Genomic DNA, 19,158 nt, shown 5'->3' with positions numbered 1-19,158 from the left:
GGAGGCGGTCAACATGGCGCAGGGCGAGGTGCTCGAATTCGAGGAGTACGTCCGCACCCGGCAGGACGCGCTGCTGCGCAGCGCCCGCCGGCTGGTGCCGGACCCCGTCGACGCCCAGGACCTCCTCCAGACGGCGCTCGTGCGGACGTACGGGCGTTGGGAGACCATCGAGGACAAGCGGCTCGCGGACGCCTACCTGCGCCGCGTCATGATCAACACGCGGACCGAGTGGTGGCGGGCGCGCAAGCTGGAGGAGGTGCCGACCGAGCAGCTCCCGGACGCCTCGGTCGAGGACTCCACCGAACAGCACGCCGACCGCGCCCTGCTGATGGACATCATGAAGGTGCTCGCCCCCAAGCAGCGCAGTGTCGTCGTGCTGCGACACTGGGAGCAGATGTCCACGGAGGAGACGGCCGCCGCCCTCGGCATGTCGGCCGGAACGGTCAAGAGCACGCTGCACCGGGCGCTCGCCCGGCTCCGCGAGGAGCTGGAGAGCCGCGATCTGGACGCACGCGCGCTGGAGCGTGAGGAGCGGGAGCGGTGCGCGGCCTAGCCATCAAGGCGCCCGACGCGGGGCCGGAACCGGCCCGGGGAAACCATCAGGCGGTGATCACGGCGCTGGCCGTGTTCGCCGCCCTCGCCCTTTTCACGTCCGGCTGCGGCACCGGCGGCACCGGCGCCCGCGACGAGGGCCCGGCCCGTGACGAGTCCGGAGCGGGCGCCGCCCTCGCCGCCTCTCCCACGGCGTCTCCGCTGCCCTCGGCGAGCGACCGCCCCGGCCAGGCGGAGGTGATCCGGCTGATCAAGGCGGACCCGCTGGTGTCGACCGAGGTCAAGCGCGACCTCAAGCCCTGCGCCGCCGACGACTACCCCATCGACACCTCCTTCGGCGAACTCACCGGCGGCACCGCACAGGACGTCGTCGTGAACGTGCTGACCTGCGGGGACGGCGTCGGGATCGGCTCATATGTGTATCGCGAGCAGGACGGCTCGTACGAGAATGTGTTCCAGGCGGAGGAGCCGCCGGTCTACGCCCAGATCGACCGCGGCGATCTGGTGGTGAGCAAGCAGGTGTACGAGAGGGGCGACCCGGTGTCCAGCCCGTCCGGCGAGAACGTGATCACGTACCGCTGGAACGGAACCCGCTTCAACCAGGAGTACTTCTGGCACAACGACTACGGCACCGTCGTCGGCGATCCGCCCACGCCGGAGCCGGAGGCGTGAACGCGGTGCCGGGGGCGCGCGAGCGGTTGTCGGAGGTTCGACGCCGACGGTGTGAACCGATCGGGCCCCTGCGACCGATCTCCTGTTGAAAGCCGCTGGAATCCGTTGACAGCCCACCACTAGCCACGAGGACTGAGAGCACCGGGATGGCAGACCAGACCCACGTTCTGTTCGTCGAGGACGACGACGTCATCCGCGAGGCCACCCAGCTCGCCCTGGAGCGGGACGGTTTCGCGGTCACCGCCATGCCCGACGGCCTGTCGGGCCTGGAGGCGTTCCGTGCGAACCGCCCCGACATCGCCCTGCTGGACGTCATGGTGCCCGGGCTGGACGGCGTGAGCCTGTGCCGCCGGATCCGCGACGAGTCGACCGTGCCGGTGATCATGCTGTCGGCGCGGGCGGACTCCATCGACGTGGTGCTGGGTCTGGAGGCGGGCGCGGACGACTACGTCACCAAGCCGTTCGACGGCGCGGTGCTGGTCGCCCGTATCCGGGCGGTACTGCGCCGCTTCGGGCACGCCAACGGCGCCCAGGCGGAGGACGCGGGGCAGGGGTCCACCGGCGGGGTGCTGACCTTCGGCGAGCTGGAGATCGACACCGAGGGGATGGAGGTGCGCCGGGCCGGCCGGCCGGTGGCGCTCACACCGACCGAGATGCGGCTGCTGCTGGAGTTCTCCGCCGCGCCGGGCACCGTGCTCTCCCGGGACAAGCTCCTGGAGCGGGTGTGGGACTACGGCTGGGGCGGGGACACCCGGGTCGTGGACGTCCATGTGCAGCGGCTGCGCACCAAGATCGGCCAGGACCGGATCGAGACGGTCCGCGGCTTCGGCTACAAGCTCAAGGGCTGAGCGGGACCGGGCATGCGGGGGTTCTCCTGGCGCCGCGCTGATCTGCGCGCGGCCGATATCCGGACCGGGCTGAAGTGGAAGCTCAGCGCGGCCATCGCGCTGGTCGGCGCGCTGGTGGCGGTGGCGCTGAGCCTGGTCGTGCACAACGCCGCGCGGGTTTCCATGCTGGACAACGCGCGTGACCTGGCCGCCGAGCGCATCCAGATCGCCCAGCGCAACTACGAGCTGTCCGGCCGCCCCAACTTCCCGAACGTCAAGGTCGACGACCCGAATCTGCCGGAACCCCTGCGCGAGAAGGTCAGACAGAACCGGCGGGCGACCTACGTCACCGACTCGCGCGGCGGGCCGGACATATGGGCGGCCGTGCCGGTGCAGGACGGGCGGGTGCTGTCCCTGCACAGCGGGTTCACCGACCGCAGCACCGACATCCTCAACGACCTCGACCAGGCGCTGGTGATCGGCTCCATCGCGGTCGTCCTCGGCGGCAGCGCGATCGGTGTGCTGATCGGCGGTCAGATGTCGCGCAGGCTCCGCAAGGCGGCCGTCGCGGCCGGGCAGGTCGCCAAGGGCGAGACGGACGTCCGGGTGCGGGACGCCATCGGCGGGGTCGTACGGGACGAGACCGACGATCTGGCGCGGGCGGTGGACGCCATGGCGGACGCCCTCCAGCAGCGTCTTGAGGCCGAGCGCCGGGTGACCGCCGATATCGCGCACGAGCTGCGCACCCCGGTCACCGGGCTGCTGACGGCGGCGGAGCTGCTGCCGCCGGGGCGGCCGACCGAGCTGGTGCTGGACCGGGCGAAGGCGATGCGCACGCTGGTGGAGGACGTCCTGGAAGTGGCCCGGCTGGACGGGGCCTCGGAGCGGGCGGAGCTGCAGGACATCATGCTGGGCGAGTTCATCACCCGGCGGGTCGCGGCGAAGGACCCGGATGTCGAGGTGCGGGTGGTGCACGAGTCGGAGGTCACCACCGATCCTCGGCGCCTGGAGCGGGTGCTGTTCAACCTGCTCGCCAATGCCGCCCGGCACGGCAAACCGCCGATCGAGGTGACCGTCGAGGGCCGGGTCATCCGGGTCCGCGACCACGGCCCCGGGTTCCCGGAGGCGCTCCTCGTGGAGGGTCCGAGCCGCTTCCGCACCGGCAGCACCGACCGGGCCGGGCACGGGCACGGCCTCGGCCTGACCATCGCGGCGGGCCAGGCCCGGGTGCTCGGCGCCCGGCTGACCTTCCGCAACATCCGCCCGGCCGGCGCCCCGGAGGGCGTACCGGCGGAGGGGGCGGTGGCGGTGCTGTGGCTGCCGGAACACGCGCCGACGAACACGGGGAGCTATCCGATGCTCCCGTGACGGTGCGTCGGGCTCAGAGCTCCTCGGACAACTCCGGCTCGGCGCCGGCAGCCAGCGGGCCGGACGGTCTACGCCGCCGTCTCCTCCTTGGGGCCGGCGCCCTTCAGCGCGACCTCCTTCACGAACACCGCCGCGACCAGCGAGAGCACCGACACCGCGGCGCCGAGCAGGAACGCCGAGTGGATGCCGGAGGAGACGGCGTGCTGGTAGGCCTCGCGCACCGCGTCGGGCAGCTTGGCCAGGCTCGCCGCGTCCAGTTGCGCGGACTGCTCGGTGACCTCGGCGCCCAGGGACCCGGCGCGATCGGCCATGACGTCCTGGACCCGGTTGTTGAAGAGCGCGCCCATGATGGCGACACCGAAGGAGGAGCCGAGGGTGCGGAAGAGGGTGGTGGTGGAGGACGCCACGCCCATGTCCTTCATCTCCACGCTGTTCTGCGCGACCAGCATGGTGATCTGCATCAGACAGCCCATGCCGAGACCGACCACGGCCATGAAGACACCCGAGGTGAAGCGCGAGGTGCCGGTGTCCATGGTGGACAGCAGGTAGAGGCCGACGACCATCAGGGCGCTGCCGAGGACCGGGAAGACGTAGTAGCGGCCGGTGTTGGTGGTGACCCGGCCCGCGACCATCGAGGTCACCAGCATCGCGCCGAGCATCGGCAGGAGCAGCAGCCCGGAGTTGGTGGCGGAGGCGCCCTGCACGGACTGCTGGTACAGCGGCAGGAAGAGGGTGGCGCCGAACATCACGAAGCCGACGAGGAACCCGATGACCGACATCAGCGTGAAGTTGCGGCTGCGGAAGATGTGCAGCGGCACGACCGGCTCGGCGGCCTTCGTCTGCCAGAAGACGAACCCGACGAGGGCGGCGACCCCGATGCCGATCAGCTCCATGATCCGCGCGGAGGTCCAGGCGTACTCGGTGCCGCCCCAGGTGGTGACCAGTACGGTCGCGGTGATGCCGACGGTCAGCAGCGCGGCGCCCAGGTAGTCGATCCGGGCCTGCGCCCGCTTCTTCGGCAGGTGCAGGACCGCGCTGATGGCGAGGAGTGCGACGATGCCGAGCGGGAGGTTGATGTAGAAGGCCCAGCGCCAGCCCCAGTGGTCGGTGATGGTGCCGCCGACCAGCGGGCCGCCGATCATCGCCAGCGCCATGACGCCGGCCATCATGCCCTGGTACTTGCCGCGCTCGCGGGGCGGGATCAGGTCGCCGATGATCGCCATCACACCGACCATGAGGCCGCCGGCGCCGAGGCCCTGGACCGCGCGGAAGCCGATGAGCTGGCCCATGTCCTGGGCCATGCCGCTGAGCGCGGAGCCGATCAGGAACAGCACGATCGAGCTCATGAAGACGCCCTTGCGGCCGTACATGTCGCCGAGCTTGCCCCACAGCGGGGTGGAGGCCGCGGTGGCGAGGGTGTAGGCGGTGACCACCCAGGAGAGGTGTTCGAGCCCGCCCAGCTCACCCACGATCGTCGGCATCGCGGTACCGATGATCATGTTGTCGAGCATCGCCAGCATCATCGTGATCATGAGCGCGAGGAGCACCACCCGCACGCTCCTGGGCTGTTCCTCCGGTATCGCGTCCGCGGCCTGGGCCGCCGCCTGGGTCTGCGCCATCACTCCCACTCCCCGTCTACTTACTTGCCGCCCGGCTAGTTCTCTACGCTTCAGGAAGGTAGAGTCGTCACTAGCCGGGCGTCAAGTAAGTTTTTGGAAAGCGGCGAGGAGTACGAGGATGGGCGGCATGGGCGACACGGACGGCACCAGGCAGCGGCGCCGCGGCGACACCCGCCAGCGCATCCAGGACGTGGCCCTGGAGCTCTTCGCCGAGCAGGGGTACGAGAAGACCTCGCTGCGGGAGATCGCCGAGCGCCTCGGTGTCACCAAGGCGGCGCTCTACTACCACTTCAAGACCAAGGAAGAGATCATCGTCAGCCTCTTCGAGGATCTGACGCGCCCGATCGAGGAACTGGTCGAGTGGGGGCGGCGGCAGCCGCACACGCTGGAGACCAAGCGGGAGATCCTGCGGCGCTACGGCGACGTACTGCACGACGCCGCGCCGCTGTTCCGCTTCATGCAGGAGAACCAGGCCACCGTACGGGACCTGAGCATCGGCGGGATGTTCAAGGAGCGCATGGCGGGCATGCGCGAGATCGTCATAGACCCGGACGCGGCCCTGGTGGACCAGGTCCGCTGCATCAGCGCCCTGTTCACCATGCACGCCGGGATGTTCGTGCACATGGAACTCGAAGGCGACCCCGAGGACAAGCGCGAGGCCGTCCTGGAGGTCGCCATCGATCTGGTCACCCAGGCGCACGGGGGCGCCAAGGGTTCCGGGGATCAGACTCGTTAGAGCACCGGGGTCAAGCTCGTCAGAGCGAGAGGCCCTTGCCGCGCAGGAACGCGACCGGGTCGACCGCCGAGCCGAAGTTGGCGGTGGTGCGGATCTCGAAGTGCAGGTGCGGACCGCTGGAGTTGCCGGTGTTGCCGGACAGGGCGATCTTCTGGCCGGTCTTGACGACCTGACCGATCTTCACCTGGATCTTCGACAGGTGGGCGTACTGCGAGTACGTGCCATTGCCGTGCTTGATGACGACGGCGTTGCCGTAGGCGGGGCCGTCACCGGCGCCGTAGCCACCGGCCTTGACGACCGTGCCGCCGTGGGCGGCGTAGACCTGGGTGCCGCTCGGGACGGCGAAGTCCTGGCCGCTGTGGGTGGACTGCCAGCGGGCGCCGCTCTGGGCGTAGCTGGCGGACTTCGTGTACTTCTTCACCGGCTTGACCCAGGACGGGGCCTTCTTCGCCTTCGCGGTGCTCACGGTCTTGGCGGTGGCGGCGCTCTTCGCGGCGGCGGGCTCGGCGGCCGAGGCGACTCCGGCCCCCAGCACGACCGTCGCCCCCAGGGCGGCGGCCACGGCGGCGACGCGGTTGCGGAGCGTGGACGTACGGGAAGAACGGACGGAGACGCGCTGGGACATCGAGACCTCGTGGTGTCGGGGACAGGAGAACCACCCGGCGAGCGGGTGACTGCCGGGCGGCTGCCGGGCGGCTCGTCATTGGTAACCCCGGCGCCCATCTCGCCTCAAACGTGTGATCTACGACGGAAACTAGTAGTTCAGCTCATGACTGATGACTCCTTGACAGAGCACCCATCCAGGACGAAACCGCACATCACAGCCGTGCGAGCTTCAGAGGTCTGAACCAAAAGTCCGATTTGCCCCCTCAGGCGTATCAACTATTCCGCCTAGTAAGGGACAAATCGCCTGTGCGGCAAGTCACCGGTACCCAAGATCCAAGGACGTCGCAATGTGACCGGCGCTACGCTGACCTGCGTTGATATGACGACGGGGGAGCGCGGGTCGGACCCGGCATCCCGCTGCCGCGCAGTCAACGCCTTCGCGCTCCCGGTCCTCTCCGTCCTCGTCAGCAACCGCCCCAAGGAGTAGCCACCCGTGGAACCCGCAGCCATAGGCGTAAGGCTGGCGTCCCCCCTGGTGGCGCCCCTGATCAAGAAGCTGTTCGTGGTCGAGCGCTCCGGATCCGTCCTGGTCGACCGCCCGGTCCGGATCTCCGGGTTCGTCTCCTTCCGCGGTGAGAAGCGCACCCTCGACCGTCCTGCGCTGCACAAGCTCTCCGCCGAGCTGGTGAGCCGGGCGCTGAAGAACGGCGAGCGCCCCGCCCCCGCCGACGAGGAGGAGGCCGTCGTCCACGCCCTCACGGACACCCTGTACGCCCTCGGCGACCTCACCATGACCGACGTACAGGCCGTGGAGCTGGGCCACGACTCCCTCGCGGCGAGCCTGCGCAAGACCGCCGGCCACCCCGACCGCGAGCTGTCCTACGACGCCGCGCAGTTCTACGACCGTCTGCTCACCACCGCCTGCCTGCACATCCTGAACTTCTTCACCCAGCGCTCCGCCTTCGCCGAACGCACCCTCGTCGAGCAGTCCCGCCGCCAGCGCGAGCTCATCGCCAAGGTCGACGAGCTGATCACCCGCACCCCGCCCACGGGAGGCGCGGACACGCCCTTCGAACAGCGCTACCTGGCCTACGTCACCACCAAGCACGGCCAGCTCACGATCTACGGCATCGACCTGACCCATTCCCCCGACCGCTGGCCCCTGGACGCCGCCTATCTCAGCCTCCAGGCCCTCGGCCCCGGCGAGGACGACCGGGCGACCGGCGCGGGCGGCCCGCACATCACCTCCTCCGCCGGAGCGCAGCCCGCCGAGCGGGCGCTGTCCGCGCCCGACCGGGTGCTGCTGCGCGGGGTCGCGGGCTCGGGCAAGACCACGCTCGTGCAGTGGCTGGCGGTCACGGCGGCGCGCGGTGAGCGCGGCGACCGGATCCCCTTCGTACTGCCGCTGCGCACCCTCGCCCGCCGCGCGGACGGTCTCCCGGCGCCCGACGCGTTCCTGTCCGCCGTGCGCGTCCCCTTCCACGCCGCCCAGCCCGACGGCTGGCCCGACCGCGTGCTGACCAGCGGACGCGGGCTGCTGCTGGTGGACGGCATCGACGAGATCCCCGAGCGGGAACGCGAACGCACCCGCCGCTGGCTGCGCGACCTCCTCGACGTCTACCCCGGCAACCAGTGGCTGGTCACCTCCCGCCCCTCCGCCGTACGCGAGGACTGGCTCGCCGCCGACGGCTTCACCGAGCTTGCCCTGCTGCCGATGAGCCAGGACGACGTGGCCGCCTTCATCGAGCGCTGGCACACCGCGGCCCGGACGGACGCCCCCGACCCGGAGCGTCTGGACGGCTACCGGCGCTCTCTCCTGGACGCCGTACGCACCAAGCCCGACCTCGGACGGCTCGCCACCAACCCGCTGATGTGCGGGCTGCTGTGCGCGTTGCACCGCGACCGGCGCGGCTACCTCCCGCACGGCCGCAAGGAGTTGTACGACGCCGCCCTGTCGATGCTGCTGGCCCGCCGGGACGAGGAACGGGACATGTTCGGGCAGGGGCAGGTGTTCCTCGCCGAGCAGCCCCAGATCCAGTTGCTCCAGCGGCTCGCGTACTGGCTGATCCGCAACAACCAGTCCGAGCTGGACCGCGACCGCGCCGAGCGGATCATCGGCGATGCCCTGCCGTCGCTGCCGGTGGTCGCGGAGCAGGGCGACGCCGGGCAGATCCTGCGCCATCTGCTGGTCCGCAGCGGCCTGCTGCGCGAACCGGTCCCCGGGACCGTGGAGTTCGTGCACCGCACCTTCCAGGACTACCTGGGCGCCAAGGCCGCCGTGGAGGAGGGCGACTTCGGACTGCTGGTGCGCGGGGCCGCCGACGAGCAGTGGGCGGACGTGGTCCGGATGGCGGTGGCGCACGCGCGGCCACGCGAACGGGCGGAACTGCTACGGGACTTGGGTGCGGCTGCCGAGTCGGCCGAGGGAGCGGTGAGCGCCCGGTTGCGGCTGCTCGCACTGGCCTCGCTGGAGCACGCGACGGAGCTGGACCCGGGGGTGCGGGCGGAGGTGGAGCGCGACGCCGCCCAGCTGATCCCGCCCCGGACCACGGAGGAGGCGCGGGCGCTCGCGGAGGTCGGCCCGCTGGCCCTGGAGCTGCTGCCGGGCCCCGAGGGGCTGGACGAGGAGGAGGCACGGGCGGTCGTCGTCACCGCGTCCCTCATCGGCACGGAGGCGGCGCTGCCGGTGCTGGCGCGGTTCCGGGAGCATCCGGCGGTGGCGGTACGGGCGCAGCTGTCGTGGGCCTGGGACCGGTTCCCGACGTAGCGGTACGGGGAGGAGGTCATCGCCCACCTCCAGCAGGAGGAGCTGTTCTTCAGCGCCCACTCGGCCGGCCATCTCCGCTTTCTGCGCCGGCTCGGGGGCAGGCCCGCCGTTCACCTCGTCGGCAGTATCGCGCCGGAGGAGGTCCGAGCCGGGCTCGATGCCGGGAAGACGACCCGACTCACCTTCGAGAACAACGACGAGCTGCGTGACCTGGACTGCCTGTCCGGCCTGCACGGACTGTCCTCCCTCGGCATCAGCCAGTGCTTCGCCCTGGAGAGTCTGGTCGGGGCGGCCCATCTCCCCCTCGCCTGGCTGTCGTTGGACCTCCTGCCGCGCGGACTTGACCTGTCCGTGCTCTCCGGCTCGCCCACCCTGGACCATCTCGACCTGGGGATCCTGCTGGAGGGCGAGTCCCTCGTCGAGGCGCTGCCCCGGGATCTGACTTTGCGCTATCTGCGGTTCACCAAGCATGCCTTGGAACTGACCGGACTGCGCGGACTGCGCCACTTCCGCTCGCTGCGCCTGCTCAGCCTGTCCAGGCTGACCTCGCCGCTCTCCCCCGCCGACCACGAAGAGATCACCTGCCTGCCGGAGCTGACCCATCTGCACATCGACTGGCAGCACCACGGCGGCTGGAACGGCCCCCCGCTGCCCGGCATCACGCACCTGAAGCTGAACAACTTCCAAGGCACCGAGGACCTTTCCACGGTCCCCGCCCTGTTCCCGAACCTGCGCTCGGCCACCGTCGTCCCCGCCACGAACGTCACCCGGATCCCCGAGGAAACGCTCACCCCTCTCCCCCCGGACCGCACATTCGAACGCATCCGCCGCATTGTCTAATGCACGCCTCTAGCGCCCTACCCCCCAGTAACCCTACGGTTCCTCTCGCGCCACCCAGCAAGACGAACATGCACACGACATGCTGGCCGTACGCGAAGGGAACCTCCCACAGATGACGACCCGACGCCCCTGGGCGCTCCGCATAGGCGCCACCGCAGCCTCCGCAGCCGCCCTCGTCGCTCTCGCCGGACCCGCCGAGGCCGCCACGAGCACCGGCGCGCAGACCGTGGCGGCCGCCGCCGCCACCGCGGACGTCGACTACGAGACCTGGCAGAAGGACTGCCGGCTGGTGATGGAGCGCGCGCTGCCCGAGATCAAGCAGCGGATCGCGAACGCCAAGCCGGGTGAGAAGCAGGCCATCGTCTTCGACATCGACAACACCACCCTGGAGACCGACTTCGGCTTCAGCTATCCCCAGCCGGCCAACAAGCCGGTCCTGGAGGTCGCCAAGTACGCCCAGGAGCACGGTGTGGCCCTGTTCTTCGTGACCGCCCGCCCGGGCATCATCTACGCCTTCACGGACTACAACCTCAAGTACCGCGGCTACAAGGTCGCCGGGCTCTACGTCCGTGGCTTCCTGGACCTGTTCAAGGATGTCGCCGCGTACAAGACCGCCCAGCGCGTCGACATCGAGAACCGCGGCTACACGATCATTGCGAACATCGGCAACAGCGCGACAGACCTCTCAGGCGGCCACGCCGAGAAGACGTACAAGCTGCCGGACTACGACGGCCAGCTGTCGTAGACCAAGCCCCCGGGCACACGAGAGGGCCGGTGCCACAACGGCACCGGCCCTCTCGCTCGCTCCGAGGAGCGCCGAGGCTTACGCCTCCTTGCTCAGGTTCGGCCCGGCACCGCCGGCCGCCTGCTCGATCGGCGGGACGTCGGGCAGCGCCGACTTCTCCTCACCGCGGAAGGTGAAGGTCTGGGCGTCGCCCTCGCCCTCGGTGTCCACGACCACGATGTGACCGGGGCGCAGCTCGCCGAAGAGGATCTTCTCCGAGAGCGTGTCCTCGATCTCGCGCTGGATGGTGCGGCGCAGCGGACGCGCACCCAGCACCGGGTCGTAGCCCTTCTTGGACAGCAGTTCCTTGGCGGACTGGGAGAGCTCGATGCCCATGTCCCGGTCCTTCAGGCGCTCGTCGACCTTGCCGATCATGAGGTCGACGATCGCGAGGATGTCCTCCTGCGTCAGCTGCGGGAAGACGACCACGTCGTCGACGCGGTTGAGGAACTCGGGCCGGAAGTGCTGCTTGAGCTCGTCCGAGACCTTGTTCTTCATGCGCTCGTAGTTGGTCTTCGTGTCACCCGCGGCGGCGAAGCCCAGGTTGAAGCCCTTGGAGATGTCCCGGGTGCCGAGGTTGGTCGTCATGATGATGACCGTGTTCTTGAAGTCCACGACCCGGCCCTGGGAGTCGGTCAGACGACCGTCCTCCAGGATCTGCAGCAGCGAGTTGAAGATGTCCGGGTGGGCCTTCTCGACCTCGTCGAAGAGGACGACCGAGAACGGCTTGCGGCGGACCTTCTCCGTCAGCTGGCCGCCCTCCTCGTAGCCCACGTAACCGGGGGGCGAACCGAAGAGACGCGAGACCGTGTGCTTCTCGCTGAACTCCGACATGTCGAGGGAGATCAGCGCGTCCTCGTCACCGAAGAGGAACTCGGCGAGCGCCTTGGACAGCTCGGTCTTACCGACACCGGACGGACCGGCGAAGATGAACGAACCACCGGGGCGCTTCGGGTCCTTCAGACCGGCACGCGTACGGCGGATCGCCTTCGACAGCGCCTTGACGGCGTCGACCTGGCCGATGACCCGCTTGTGGAGCTCGTCCTCCATGCGCAGCAGACGCGAGGACTCCTCCTCGGTCAGCTTGAAGACCGGGATGCCGGTGGCGGTCGCGAGGACCTCGGCGATCAGCTCGCCGTCGACCTCGGCGACGACGTCCATGTCGCCGGCCTTCCACTCCTTCTCCCGCTTGGCCTTGGCGGCCAGGAGTTGCTTCTCCTTGTCGCGCAGGGAGGCGGCCTTCTCGAAGTCCTGCGAGTCGATCGCGGACTCCTTGTCCCGGCGGACGGAGGCGATCTTCTCGTCGAACTCGCGCAGGTCCGGCGGCGCGGTCATCCGGCGGATCCGCATCCGGGAACCGGCCTCGTCGATCAGGTCGATCGCCTTGTCCGGCAGGAAGCGGTCGGAGATGTACCGGTCGGCCAGGGTGGCGGCCTGGACCAGCGCCTCGTCGGTGATGGAGACCCGGTGGTGGGCCTCGTACCGGTCGCGCAGACCCTTGAGGATCTCGATGGTGTGCGGCAGGGACGGCTCGGCGACCTGGATGGGCTGGAAGCGGCGCTCAAGGGCCGCGTCCTTCTCCAGGTGCTTGCGGTACTCGTCCAGCGTGGTGGCACCGATGGTCTGCAGCTCACCGCGGGCCAGCATCGGCTTGAGGATGCTGGCGGCGTCGATCGCGCCCTCGGCGGCGCCCGCACCCACCAGGGTGTGGAGCTCGTCGATGAACAGGATGATGTCGCCGCGGGTGCGGATCTCCTTGAGCACCTTCTTCAGGCGCTCCTCGAAGTCACCGCGGTAGCGGGAGCCGGCGACCAGCGCGCCGAGGTCGAGGGTGTAGAGGTGCTTGTCCTTGAGGGTCTCGGGCACCTCGCCCTTGACGATGGCCTGGGCGAGGCCTTCGACGACGGCGGTCTTGCCGACGCCGGGCTCACCGATCAGCACCGGGTTGTTCTTGGTACGGCGGGACAGCACCTGCATGACCCGCTCGATCTCCTTCTCGCGCCCGATGACCGGGTCGAGCTTGGACTCACGAGCGGCCTGGGTGAGGTTCCGGCCGAACTGGTCGAGGACCAGGGACGTGGAGGGGGTGCCCTCGGCAGGACCGCCGGCGGTGGCGGTCTCCTTGCCCTGGTAACCGGAGAGCAGCTGGATCACCTGCTGCCGCACACGGTTGAGATCAGCGCCCAGCTTGACCAGGACCTGGGCGGCGACGCCCTCGCCCTCACGGATCAGGCCGAGCAGGATGTGCTCCGTGCCGATGTAGTTGTGGCCCAGCTGAAGGGCCTCGCGGAGCGACAGCTCCAGGACCTTCTTGGCACGGGGGGTGAAGGGAATGTGGCCCGAGGGCGCCTGCTGGCCCTGGCCGATGATCTCCTCCACCTGCTGGCGGACCGCCTCGAGCGAAATCCCGAGGCTCTCAAGGGCCTTGGCGGCGACACCCTCACCCTCGTGGATCAGGCCCAGGAGGATGTGCTCGGTGCCGATGTAGTTGTGGTTGAGCATCCGGGCTTCTTCCTGAGCCAGGACGACAACCCGCCGCGCGCGGTCGGTGAACCTCTCGAACATCGTTAATCGCTCCTCAGAGCGGTCAGGCAGTGGGGGGAACTTCCCCTCCCTGTCCTTCCGCAGCTTAGTCCCGCAAGCGGGGACCGCTCATTCCAACTGCCGACACCGTCGATGGCCTCCTGACCCCGAACGCCGACATCTGCTCCAACCTGATGGTGCGAGACGATGTTCCCGCAGGCCAGGCAGTTACCCGCTTCGCCAGTACGCCGATGGCGAACGTGAGACGTCCTGTACTGCGTGTCGCCCCCTCCCACTAGGGATGTCTTACCCGCCGTCACTGACAGTCCATGCCGCGCGCACCGGTTCCCTCCGCTACGGGCGAACAACCTCACGCTTCCCCGCACCCCCGTACGCCCCCTCGATCGACACTCTGCGCACCCATGAGGACACCCAGCGTAACTCGCGAGGCTTTCCGGCGGTTGCACTTGGCATGGTTGGCAGCCTCCCTCCGGGCACCCCTCAGGTCACGGCGGTCCCGCCCCCTCGCCGGCCGCTCGAAGCGAGCGATCAGGTCCGCCGGTGGTACGAGAACGAACTGGGGTGGCCGACGGTGCCCGGGAATCCTCCGGGACTCCGGCTGGGCCTGCGCTTCGACGTCCTGGACGTGCCGGCCGAGGCGGGCCGGGCGGCGCTGCGCCATCTGGCGCCGGGCTCCCCGGTGGCCGTCAAGGGCGACCGGATGCGCCTGCTGGTGGCCGCGGGCAGCGCGGAGGAGCTGCCGGGGGTGCTGAGCTGGCTGCAGTGGGGCTCGCTGCCGCTGGACCTCACGGTGACGGGCGAGGGGGGCGTCATGAGGGCGCCCGCGCTCCCCGGCTCCGGCGCGACGGTCGGACCCGGACCCGGCTCCCGGGAGTCGGCCGGTGGCCGCCCGGGCACGCCGCAGGGGGTCGCCGTATGGCTGCGACCCCCCGAGCCGGGGTGCGAGGTCGAGGCCTCGCTGCCGACGCTGTCGGCCTTGGGGGGCGGTGGGGGCGCCCCCGATCTCGTACGGCTCCTGGACACGGTGGCGACGCACTGCCACCGACTGCGGCTGCGCCGCGTGCGCCGTCAGCCGTTGGCCTTCTCGTAAGCCTCGCGAATGGACGCGGGAACACGGCCGCGGTCATTGACCTCGTAACCGTTCTCCTTCGCCCAGGCACGGATCTGGGCGGTGTCCTGGCTGCCGCCGGAAGTGACGCGCGCCTTTCCACGCCCACCCGAAGCACGGCCTCCGGTACGACGACCACCCTTCACGTAAGGCTCAAGAAGGCTGCGGAGCTTGTCCGCATTGGCGGTCGTGAGATCGATCTCGTACGTCTTGCCGTCCAACGCGAACGTCACGGTCTCGTCCGCCTCGCCGCCGTCGAGGTCGTCGACAAGAAGGACCTGAACCTTCTGTGCCACCGGATTTCCTTTCATCGATAACTTGCGGGCCGGGGTCTGCGGCGTCCCGCCGTTTCGCCGCCCCCTGTTATATGCAGTACTGCAGTACGTCGGAAAGCAAACCGCTTTTGCCGGAAAAACACAAACCCCTGGGAGAGACTCTCGGCCTCCTCCCCACCCGGAAACATGAAGTTTCGGACATAGGCGACCGCTACCGCGGCTTCGGCTTACCGGCGATCACAGATGCAGAAGCATCCGGCTGTTGCCCAGGGTGTTCGGTTTCACTCGTTCGAGACCGAGGAACTCCGCGACACCCTCGTCATAGGAACGCAACAGCTCGGCGTACACATCGGTGTCGACCGGCGTCTCACCGATCTCGACGAAGCCGTGCTTGGCGAAGAAGTCCACTTCGAAGGTCAGGCAGAATACCCGGCGAACACCGAGCCATCGTGCGGTCTGCAGCAACTTCTCCAGCAACTGGTGACCGACGCCCGCGCCCTTGAGTCCCGGCTTCACGGCGAGAGTGCGGACTTCCGCGAGGTCTTCCCACATCACGTGCAGGGCGCCGCATCCGACGACCTCGGCGTTGTCGTCCCGTTCCGCGACCCAGAACTCCTGGATGTCCTCGTAAAGCGTCACCGTGGCTTTGTCGAGCAGGATGCGACCGCGGACGTAGGCGTCAAGCAGGCGGCGCACCGCCGGGACATCGCTGGTGCGGGCCCGTCGGACGGTGATGGCTTTTGCGGTGGCTTCCGGTCTCTCTGCCGGTGAGCTCTGTGCGGACATGACCGGACGCTATCGCCCGTCACCCTCCGGTGCCGAGCCGGGGTTCTCCGCGGGAGTAGCGGGAGTATCCGAGCCGCTATCGGCTTGCCCCGCTTCTTCCGGTCCTTGGGCGATGCGGATGGCGTCCCGAAGGGCTTGTCGCTGTTCCTCGCTCATCATGCCGAAGAAGGCGACGAGGGCGGCGGCGGGGTTGTCGCTCTGCGCCCATGCGTCGTTCATCAGGGCGGCGGCGTATGCGGCACGAGTGGAGACCGCCTCATACCTATAGGCCCGGCCTTCCGCTTCACGGCGCACCCAGCCCTTCTGATGGAGATTGTCCAAAACGGTCATCACCGTGGTGTACGCGATGGTCCGTTCCTGTTGAAGATCTTCGAGGACTTCTCGAACGGTCACCGGGCGGTTCCACTTCCACACCCGCGTCATGACCGCGTCTTCGAGTTCTCCCAATGGGCGAGGCACAGCTCAGCACAATAGCGCTTTACCGGGCAAACAGACACAAAAAGGGCGTACGACTCGAAGTGGGAGTCGTACGCCGATACGCCGTCGCCGACGCCTCTGAACGTTGCCGAAGCCGCCTCAGCCGTCGACGCGCCCCGCGCCCTGCTGGGCCCCCTCGGCCCGGGCGAGCGCGGCGTCGACGGCGGCGTCCTCCTTGGTCTTGTTGGCGCCGCCCTGGGTCTTCACGATCACCCGGATGACCGCACCGAAGAAGACAGCCATGACGACGGGGGGCAGCAGCGCGGAGACGTAGTCCATGGCTCCAGAGTAGCGAGGGGGGCGGTGGACTCAGCCGGCGGCCAACTGCTGCGGCGGCTGAGCGGGGGGCGGAGTGGGCTTGCGCCGCGGAAAGACCTCACCGGGCGTGGGGATGGGCCGGCGGGGCTGCTCGGGCTCCGCGGGCTCGGGCCCGGTGCCCGGCTTCTCGGCGGGCGGAGTGGCGGGCTTCTTGGCCGGCTCCTGCTCGGGCTCCCCCTCCCCGTCCCGGGCGGGCCCCTCGGAGAGCCCCCCAGGAAGGGCGTGAAGGCGGGTACGGCAGGCCGGGACAACAGGAGTGGCCGTGGCGGCCCCCAGTCCCGTACGACGCGCGAGACGGGCCCGTACGTCCTGCTCGGCCATCACCTGGCAGCGCTCCAGGAGCGCCGCGGCGACAGGATTGCCCCGCAGGGCACGCAATCCGGCAAGGTCGTCCGGCTCCGGCCGATAACCGGTACCGAGCGCTTCTTCCAGCAGGGCGAGATAACCGGCGGCCGTCCCGGGCAGGGCGGCGCGATACCGTCCGAGATCGGAGACCAGGAAGGCACGCAGCCGAGCGCCCTCGCGCATCGCTTCGTCCAGTGACTCGGCGAGACGGAGACAATCCTGGACGTCCTCGGCCGAGGCGGGGTCGGGGTTCAGGGCAAGGGCGAGCGCGCGTCGGAGCACACGCAGCTCCTCGACGCCGAACGCCATGCCACCGCGAGATCCGTATGGCGTGGGCATGAACCGACGGTACGCGCTAATCAGACAAACTCGACATAACCCCACCCCACGACGCGCCAAGATCCACCCGGTTGCCCTCCCAGCCCGCCCGGGGTTCGAGGCCGAGGCCGTTCCAGGCCAACGCCCACCCACCCGCCGGTGCCTACGAGGCCCAGCCCCTCCCAGCCTGTCCAGCACCTGAGGACAAGGCCCCTCCAGGGCCGACCCCCACCCACCCGCAGGTGCCTACGAGGCCCAGCCCCCTCCAGCCCGTCCGGCGTTTGAGGACGAGGCCCGTTCAGGGCCGATGGGGGTCCAGGGGGCGGAGCCCCCTGGTGGGGTCGAAGGGGCGAAGCCCCTGGAGGACGGGACGGGAAGGGGCGGCGGGGGCGGCAAACCGCCCCCACGCACGCGTACCGCTCACATCCGCGAGATGTTCCGCTCGTACACCAGCCGCAACCCGATCAACGTGAGCCACGGCTCATGCTCGTCGATCACCGACGACTCCCCGAGCACCATCGGCGCCAGCCCACCGGTCGCGATCACCGTCACATCGTCCGGATCATCCGCCAGCTCCCGAGCCATCCGGCTCACCACACCGTCCACCTGCCCGGCAAACCCGTACACGATCCCGGCCTGCATCGCCTCAACCGTGTTCTTGCCGATCACACTCCGCGGCCGAGCCACCTCGATCTTCCGAAGCTGCGCCCCCTTGACCCCGAGCGCCTCCACGGAGATCTCGATACCGGGCGCGATCACACCCCCGACGTACTCCCCGCGCGCGGACACCGCGTCAAAGGTCGTCGCCGTACCGAAATCCACCACGATCGCCGGCCCGCCGTACAGATCGACGGCAGCCACCGCGTTGATGATCCGGTCCGCCCCGACCTCCTTGGGGTTGTCGGTGAGGATCGGCACCCCCGTCTTCACCCCGGGCTCCACCAGCACCGCCGGCACATCCCCGTAGTACCGCCGCGTCACTTCCCGCAGCTCGTGCAGCACGGACGGCACGGTCGCACAGATCGCGATCCCGTCGATCCCGTCCCCCAGCTCCATGCCCAGGAGGGGATGCATCCCCATCAGCCCCTGCAGCAGCACGGCCAGTTCGTCGGCGGTCCGGCGCGCGTCCGTGGAGATGCGCCAGTGCTCGACGATGTCCTCGCCGTCGAACAGTCCCAGGACGGTGTGGGTGTTGCCCACGTCGATCGTCAGCAGCATGGCCGGATCCCGCTCCCTACTCCGCCGCTCGCAGATCCAGCCCGATGTCGAGGATCGGCGAGGAGTGCGTGAGCGCCCCCACGGCCAGATAGTCGACGCCCGTGTCCGCGTACGCCTTCGCGTTCTCCAGGGTCAGCCGCCCGGACGCCTCCAACGCGGCGCGCCCGTGCACGATCGCGACGGCCTCCTCGCACTCCCCGGGCGTGAAGTTGTCCAGCAGGATCAGATCGGCCCCGGCGTCGACCACCTCGCGCAGCTGGTGCAGGGTGTCCACCTCGACCTCGATCGGCACCTCGGGGAAGGCGTCCCGCACGGCCTCGAAGGCCTGCGCGACCCCGCCCGCGGCGACCACGTGGTTGTCCTTCACCAGCGCCGCGTCCGACAGCGACATCCGGTGGTTCACGCCCCCGCCGCAGCGCACCGCGTACTTCTCCAGCGACCGCAGCCCGGGGGTCGTCTTCCGGGTGTCACGCACGCGTGCCTTCGTGCCCTCCAGAACGTCCGCCCACGCGCGCGTGGCGGTCGCGATGCCGGACAGGCGGCACAGGATGTTCAGCGCACTGCGCTCGCCGGTGAGCAGGTCGCGGGTGCGCGCGGTGACCGACAGCAGCTTCTGCCCGGCCTCCACCCGGTCGCCGTCCTCCACGTGCCGCTCGACCTCGAACTCGTCGGTGCACACCACGGACAGGACCGCCTCGGCGACCCGCAGCCCGGCCACCACGCCCGCCTCCCGCGCGGTGAAGTCGGCGGTGGCGACCGCGTCCTCGGGGATGGTCGCGACGGTCGTCACGTCCACGCCGCCGGCCAGGTCCTCCTGGATGGCGACATTGGCGATGTCCTCGACCTCCACGGGGTCGAGTCCGGCGTCGGCCAGCAGCTCGGCGAGCGCGGGGTCGAGCCCGCACTCCAGGTACGTCTCGTCGCTGTCCGCCCCGCAGGCGCAGCCGTCGCCGCAGCCGCTGTCCTGGGCGAGGGGGAGGTCGGGGGTGCTCACGTCT

The 19,158-nt window shown here is 69.7% G+C and carries 19 protein-coding genes; 9 read left to right on the top strand and 10 right to left on the bottom strand.

The window, feature by feature from the left end:
• The first annotated feature begins 13 nt into the window (after positions 1 to 13).
• The 4 genes from ACZ7L7_RS26090 (at position 14) to cseC (ending at position 3,419) form a co-directional block, all read left to right on the top strand.
• A complete protein-coding gene (locus ACZ7L7_RS26090; RefSeq protein ID WP_093723516.1) occupies positions 14 to 553 on the top strand; it encodes a SigE family RNA polymerase sigma factor in 540 nt (179 codons plus the stop codon).
• Positions 541 to 1,224 (top strand): hypothetical protein, encoded by a 684-nt coding sequence (locus ACZ7L7_RS26085; protein WP_285516398.1) that lies wholly within the window; start codon positions 541 to 543, stop codon positions 1,222 to 1,224. The genes ACZ7L7_RS26090 and ACZ7L7_RS26085 overlap by 13 nt, the downstream gene beginning before the upstream one ends.
• Positions 1,225 to 1,370: 146 nt before the next feature.
• The gene (cseB, locus tag ACZ7L7_RS26080) at positions 1,371 to 2,072 is read left to right on the top strand and encodes a two-component system response regulator CseB (RefSeq protein WP_285516399.1); all 702 of its coding nucleotides are present in this window, start codon (positions 1,371 to 1,373) and stop codon (positions 2,070 to 2,072) included.
• Between the two features lie 12 nt (positions 2,073 to 2,084).
• A complete protein-coding gene (cseC, locus tag ACZ7L7_RS26075) occupies positions 2,085 to 3,419 on the top strand; it encodes a two-component system sensor histidine kinase CseC (RefSeq protein WP_453606334.1) in 1,335 nt (444 codons plus the stop codon).
• A gap of 68 nt (positions 3,420 to 3,487) precedes the next feature.
• Here the strand turns inward: cseC and ACZ7L7_RS26070 are convergent, their stop codons facing one another.
• Positions 3,488 to 5,038, bottom strand: a complete 1,551-nt coding sequence (locus ACZ7L7_RS26070) for an MDR family MFS transporter (RefSeq protein ID WP_285516401.1) — start codon at positions 5,036 to 5,038, stop codon at positions 3,488 to 3,490.
• Between the two features lie 118 nt (positions 5,039 to 5,156).
• Between ACZ7L7_RS26070 and ACZ7L7_RS26065 the strand changes: the two genes are divergently transcribed.
• A complete protein-coding gene (locus ACZ7L7_RS26065; RefSeq protein WP_453606332.1) occupies positions 5,157 to 5,774 on the top strand; it encodes a TetR/AcrR family transcriptional regulator in 618 nt (205 codons plus the stop codon).
• Positions 5,775 to 5,793: 19 nt separating this feature from the next.
• On the opposite strand, the gene ACZ7L7_RS26060 is transcribed toward ACZ7L7_RS26065, so the two are convergent.
• Complete coding sequence (locus ACZ7L7_RS26060; RefSeq protein ID WP_285516403.1) at positions 5,794 to 6,399, bottom strand: M23 family metallopeptidase; 606 nt, start codon at positions 6,397 to 6,399, stop codon at positions 5,794 to 5,796.
• 474 nt (positions 6,400 to 6,873) lie between these two features.
• Here ACZ7L7_RS26060 and ACZ7L7_RS26055 point away from each other — a divergent pair, with 474 nt between their 5' ends.
• The 3 genes from ACZ7L7_RS26055 to ACZ7L7_RS26045 all read left to right on the top strand — a co-directional run bounded on the left by ACZ7L7_RS26055 (position 6,874) and on the right by ACZ7L7_RS26045 (position 10,732).
• A complete protein-coding gene (locus ACZ7L7_RS26055; RefSeq protein ID WP_472077396.1) occupies positions 6,874 to 9,147 on the top strand; it encodes an NACHT domain-containing protein in 2,274 nt (757 codons plus the stop codon).
• 318 nt (positions 9,148 to 9,465) lie between these two features.
• On the top strand, positions 9,466 to 9,987 hold the full coding sequence (locus ACZ7L7_RS26050; RefSeq protein WP_472077394.1) for a hypothetical protein: 522 nt from the start codon (positions 9,466 to 9,468) through the stop codon (positions 9,985 to 9,987).
• Between the two features lie 112 nt (positions 9,988 to 10,099).
• The gene (locus ACZ7L7_RS26045; protein ID WP_472077392.1) at positions 10,100 to 10,732 is read left to right on the top strand and encodes an HAD family acid phosphatase; all 633 of its coding nucleotides are present in this window, start codon (positions 10,100 to 10,102) and stop codon (positions 10,730 to 10,732) included.
• Positions 10,733 to 10,810: 78 nt separating this feature from the next.
• On the opposite strand, the gene ACZ7L7_RS26040 is transcribed toward ACZ7L7_RS26045, so the two are convergent.
• Positions 10,811 to 13,336: an ATP-dependent Clp protease ATP-binding subunit gene (locus ACZ7L7_RS26040; RefSeq protein ID WP_472077390.1), complete on the bottom strand. Its 2,526-nt coding sequence runs from the start codon at positions 13,334 to 13,336 to the stop codon at positions 10,811 to 10,813.
• 430 nt (positions 13,337 to 13,766) lie between these two features.
• On the opposite strand from ACZ7L7_RS26040, the gene ACZ7L7_RS26035 reads away from it, so the two are divergent.
• Positions 13,767 to 14,405, top strand: coding sequence for an SCO3374 family protein (locus ACZ7L7_RS26035; RefSeq protein WP_453606328.1), 639 nt, complete (start codon positions 13,767 to 13,769; stop codon positions 14,403 to 14,405).
• On the opposite strand, the gene ACZ7L7_RS26030 is transcribed toward ACZ7L7_RS26035, so the two are convergent.
• The 7 genes from ACZ7L7_RS26030 to nadC form a co-directional block, all read right to left on the bottom strand.
• Positions 14,384 to 14,719, bottom strand: a complete 336-nt coding sequence (locus ACZ7L7_RS26030; protein ID WP_285516408.1) for a histone-like nucleoid-structuring protein Lsr2 — start codon at positions 14,717 to 14,719, stop codon at positions 14,384 to 14,386. The two genes, ACZ7L7_RS26035 and ACZ7L7_RS26030, sit on opposite strands and share 22 nt — an antisense overlap.
• A gap of 216 nt (positions 14,720 to 14,935) precedes the next feature.
• Positions 14,936 to 15,484: an amino-acid N-acetyltransferase gene (locus tag ACZ7L7_RS26025; RefSeq protein ID WP_093723481.1), complete on the bottom strand. Its 549-nt coding sequence runs from the start codon at positions 15,482 to 15,484 to the stop codon at positions 14,936 to 14,938.
• 9 nt (positions 15,485 to 15,493) lie between these two features.
• On the bottom strand, positions 15,494 to 15,931 hold the full coding sequence (locus ACZ7L7_RS26020; RefSeq protein WP_093723480.1) for a BlaI/MecI/CopY family transcriptional regulator: 438 nt from the start codon (positions 15,929 to 15,931) through the stop codon (positions 15,494 to 15,496).
• 129 nt (positions 15,932 to 16,060) lie between these two features.
• Positions 16,061 to 16,240 (bottom strand): hypothetical protein, encoded by a 180-nt coding sequence (locus ACZ7L7_RS26015; protein ID WP_261719117.1) that lies wholly within the window; start codon positions 16,238 to 16,240, stop codon positions 16,061 to 16,063.
• Between the two features lie 30 nt (positions 16,241 to 16,270).
• Positions 16,271 to 16,933 carry a hypothetical protein gene (locus ACZ7L7_RS26010; protein WP_285516440.1) on the bottom strand — a complete coding sequence of 221 codons (663 nt, stop codon included), beginning with the start codon at positions 16,931 to 16,933 and terminating at the stop codon, positions 16,271 to 16,273.
• A gap of 429 nt (positions 16,934 to 17,362) precedes the next feature.
• Positions 17,363 to 18,160: a type III pantothenate kinase gene (locus tag ACZ7L7_RS26005; protein ID WP_285516409.1), complete on the bottom strand. Its 798-nt coding sequence runs from the start codon at positions 18,158 to 18,160 to the stop codon at positions 17,363 to 17,365.
• A gap of 16 nt (positions 18,161 to 18,176) precedes the next feature.
• On the bottom strand, positions 18,177 to 19,154 hold the full coding sequence (gene nadC / locus ACZ7L7_RS26000) for a carboxylating nicotinate-nucleotide diphosphorylase (protein WP_285516410.1): 978 nt from the start codon (positions 19,152 to 19,154) through the stop codon (positions 18,177 to 18,179).
• Positions 19,155 to 19,158 lie beyond the last annotated feature (4 nt).

This window comes from Streptomyces sp. NPDC110618 (assembly GCF_055657065.1).
Note: the sequence above shows the minus strand (reverse complement) of the source record. Positions and strands in the feature narration are given on the sequence as shown.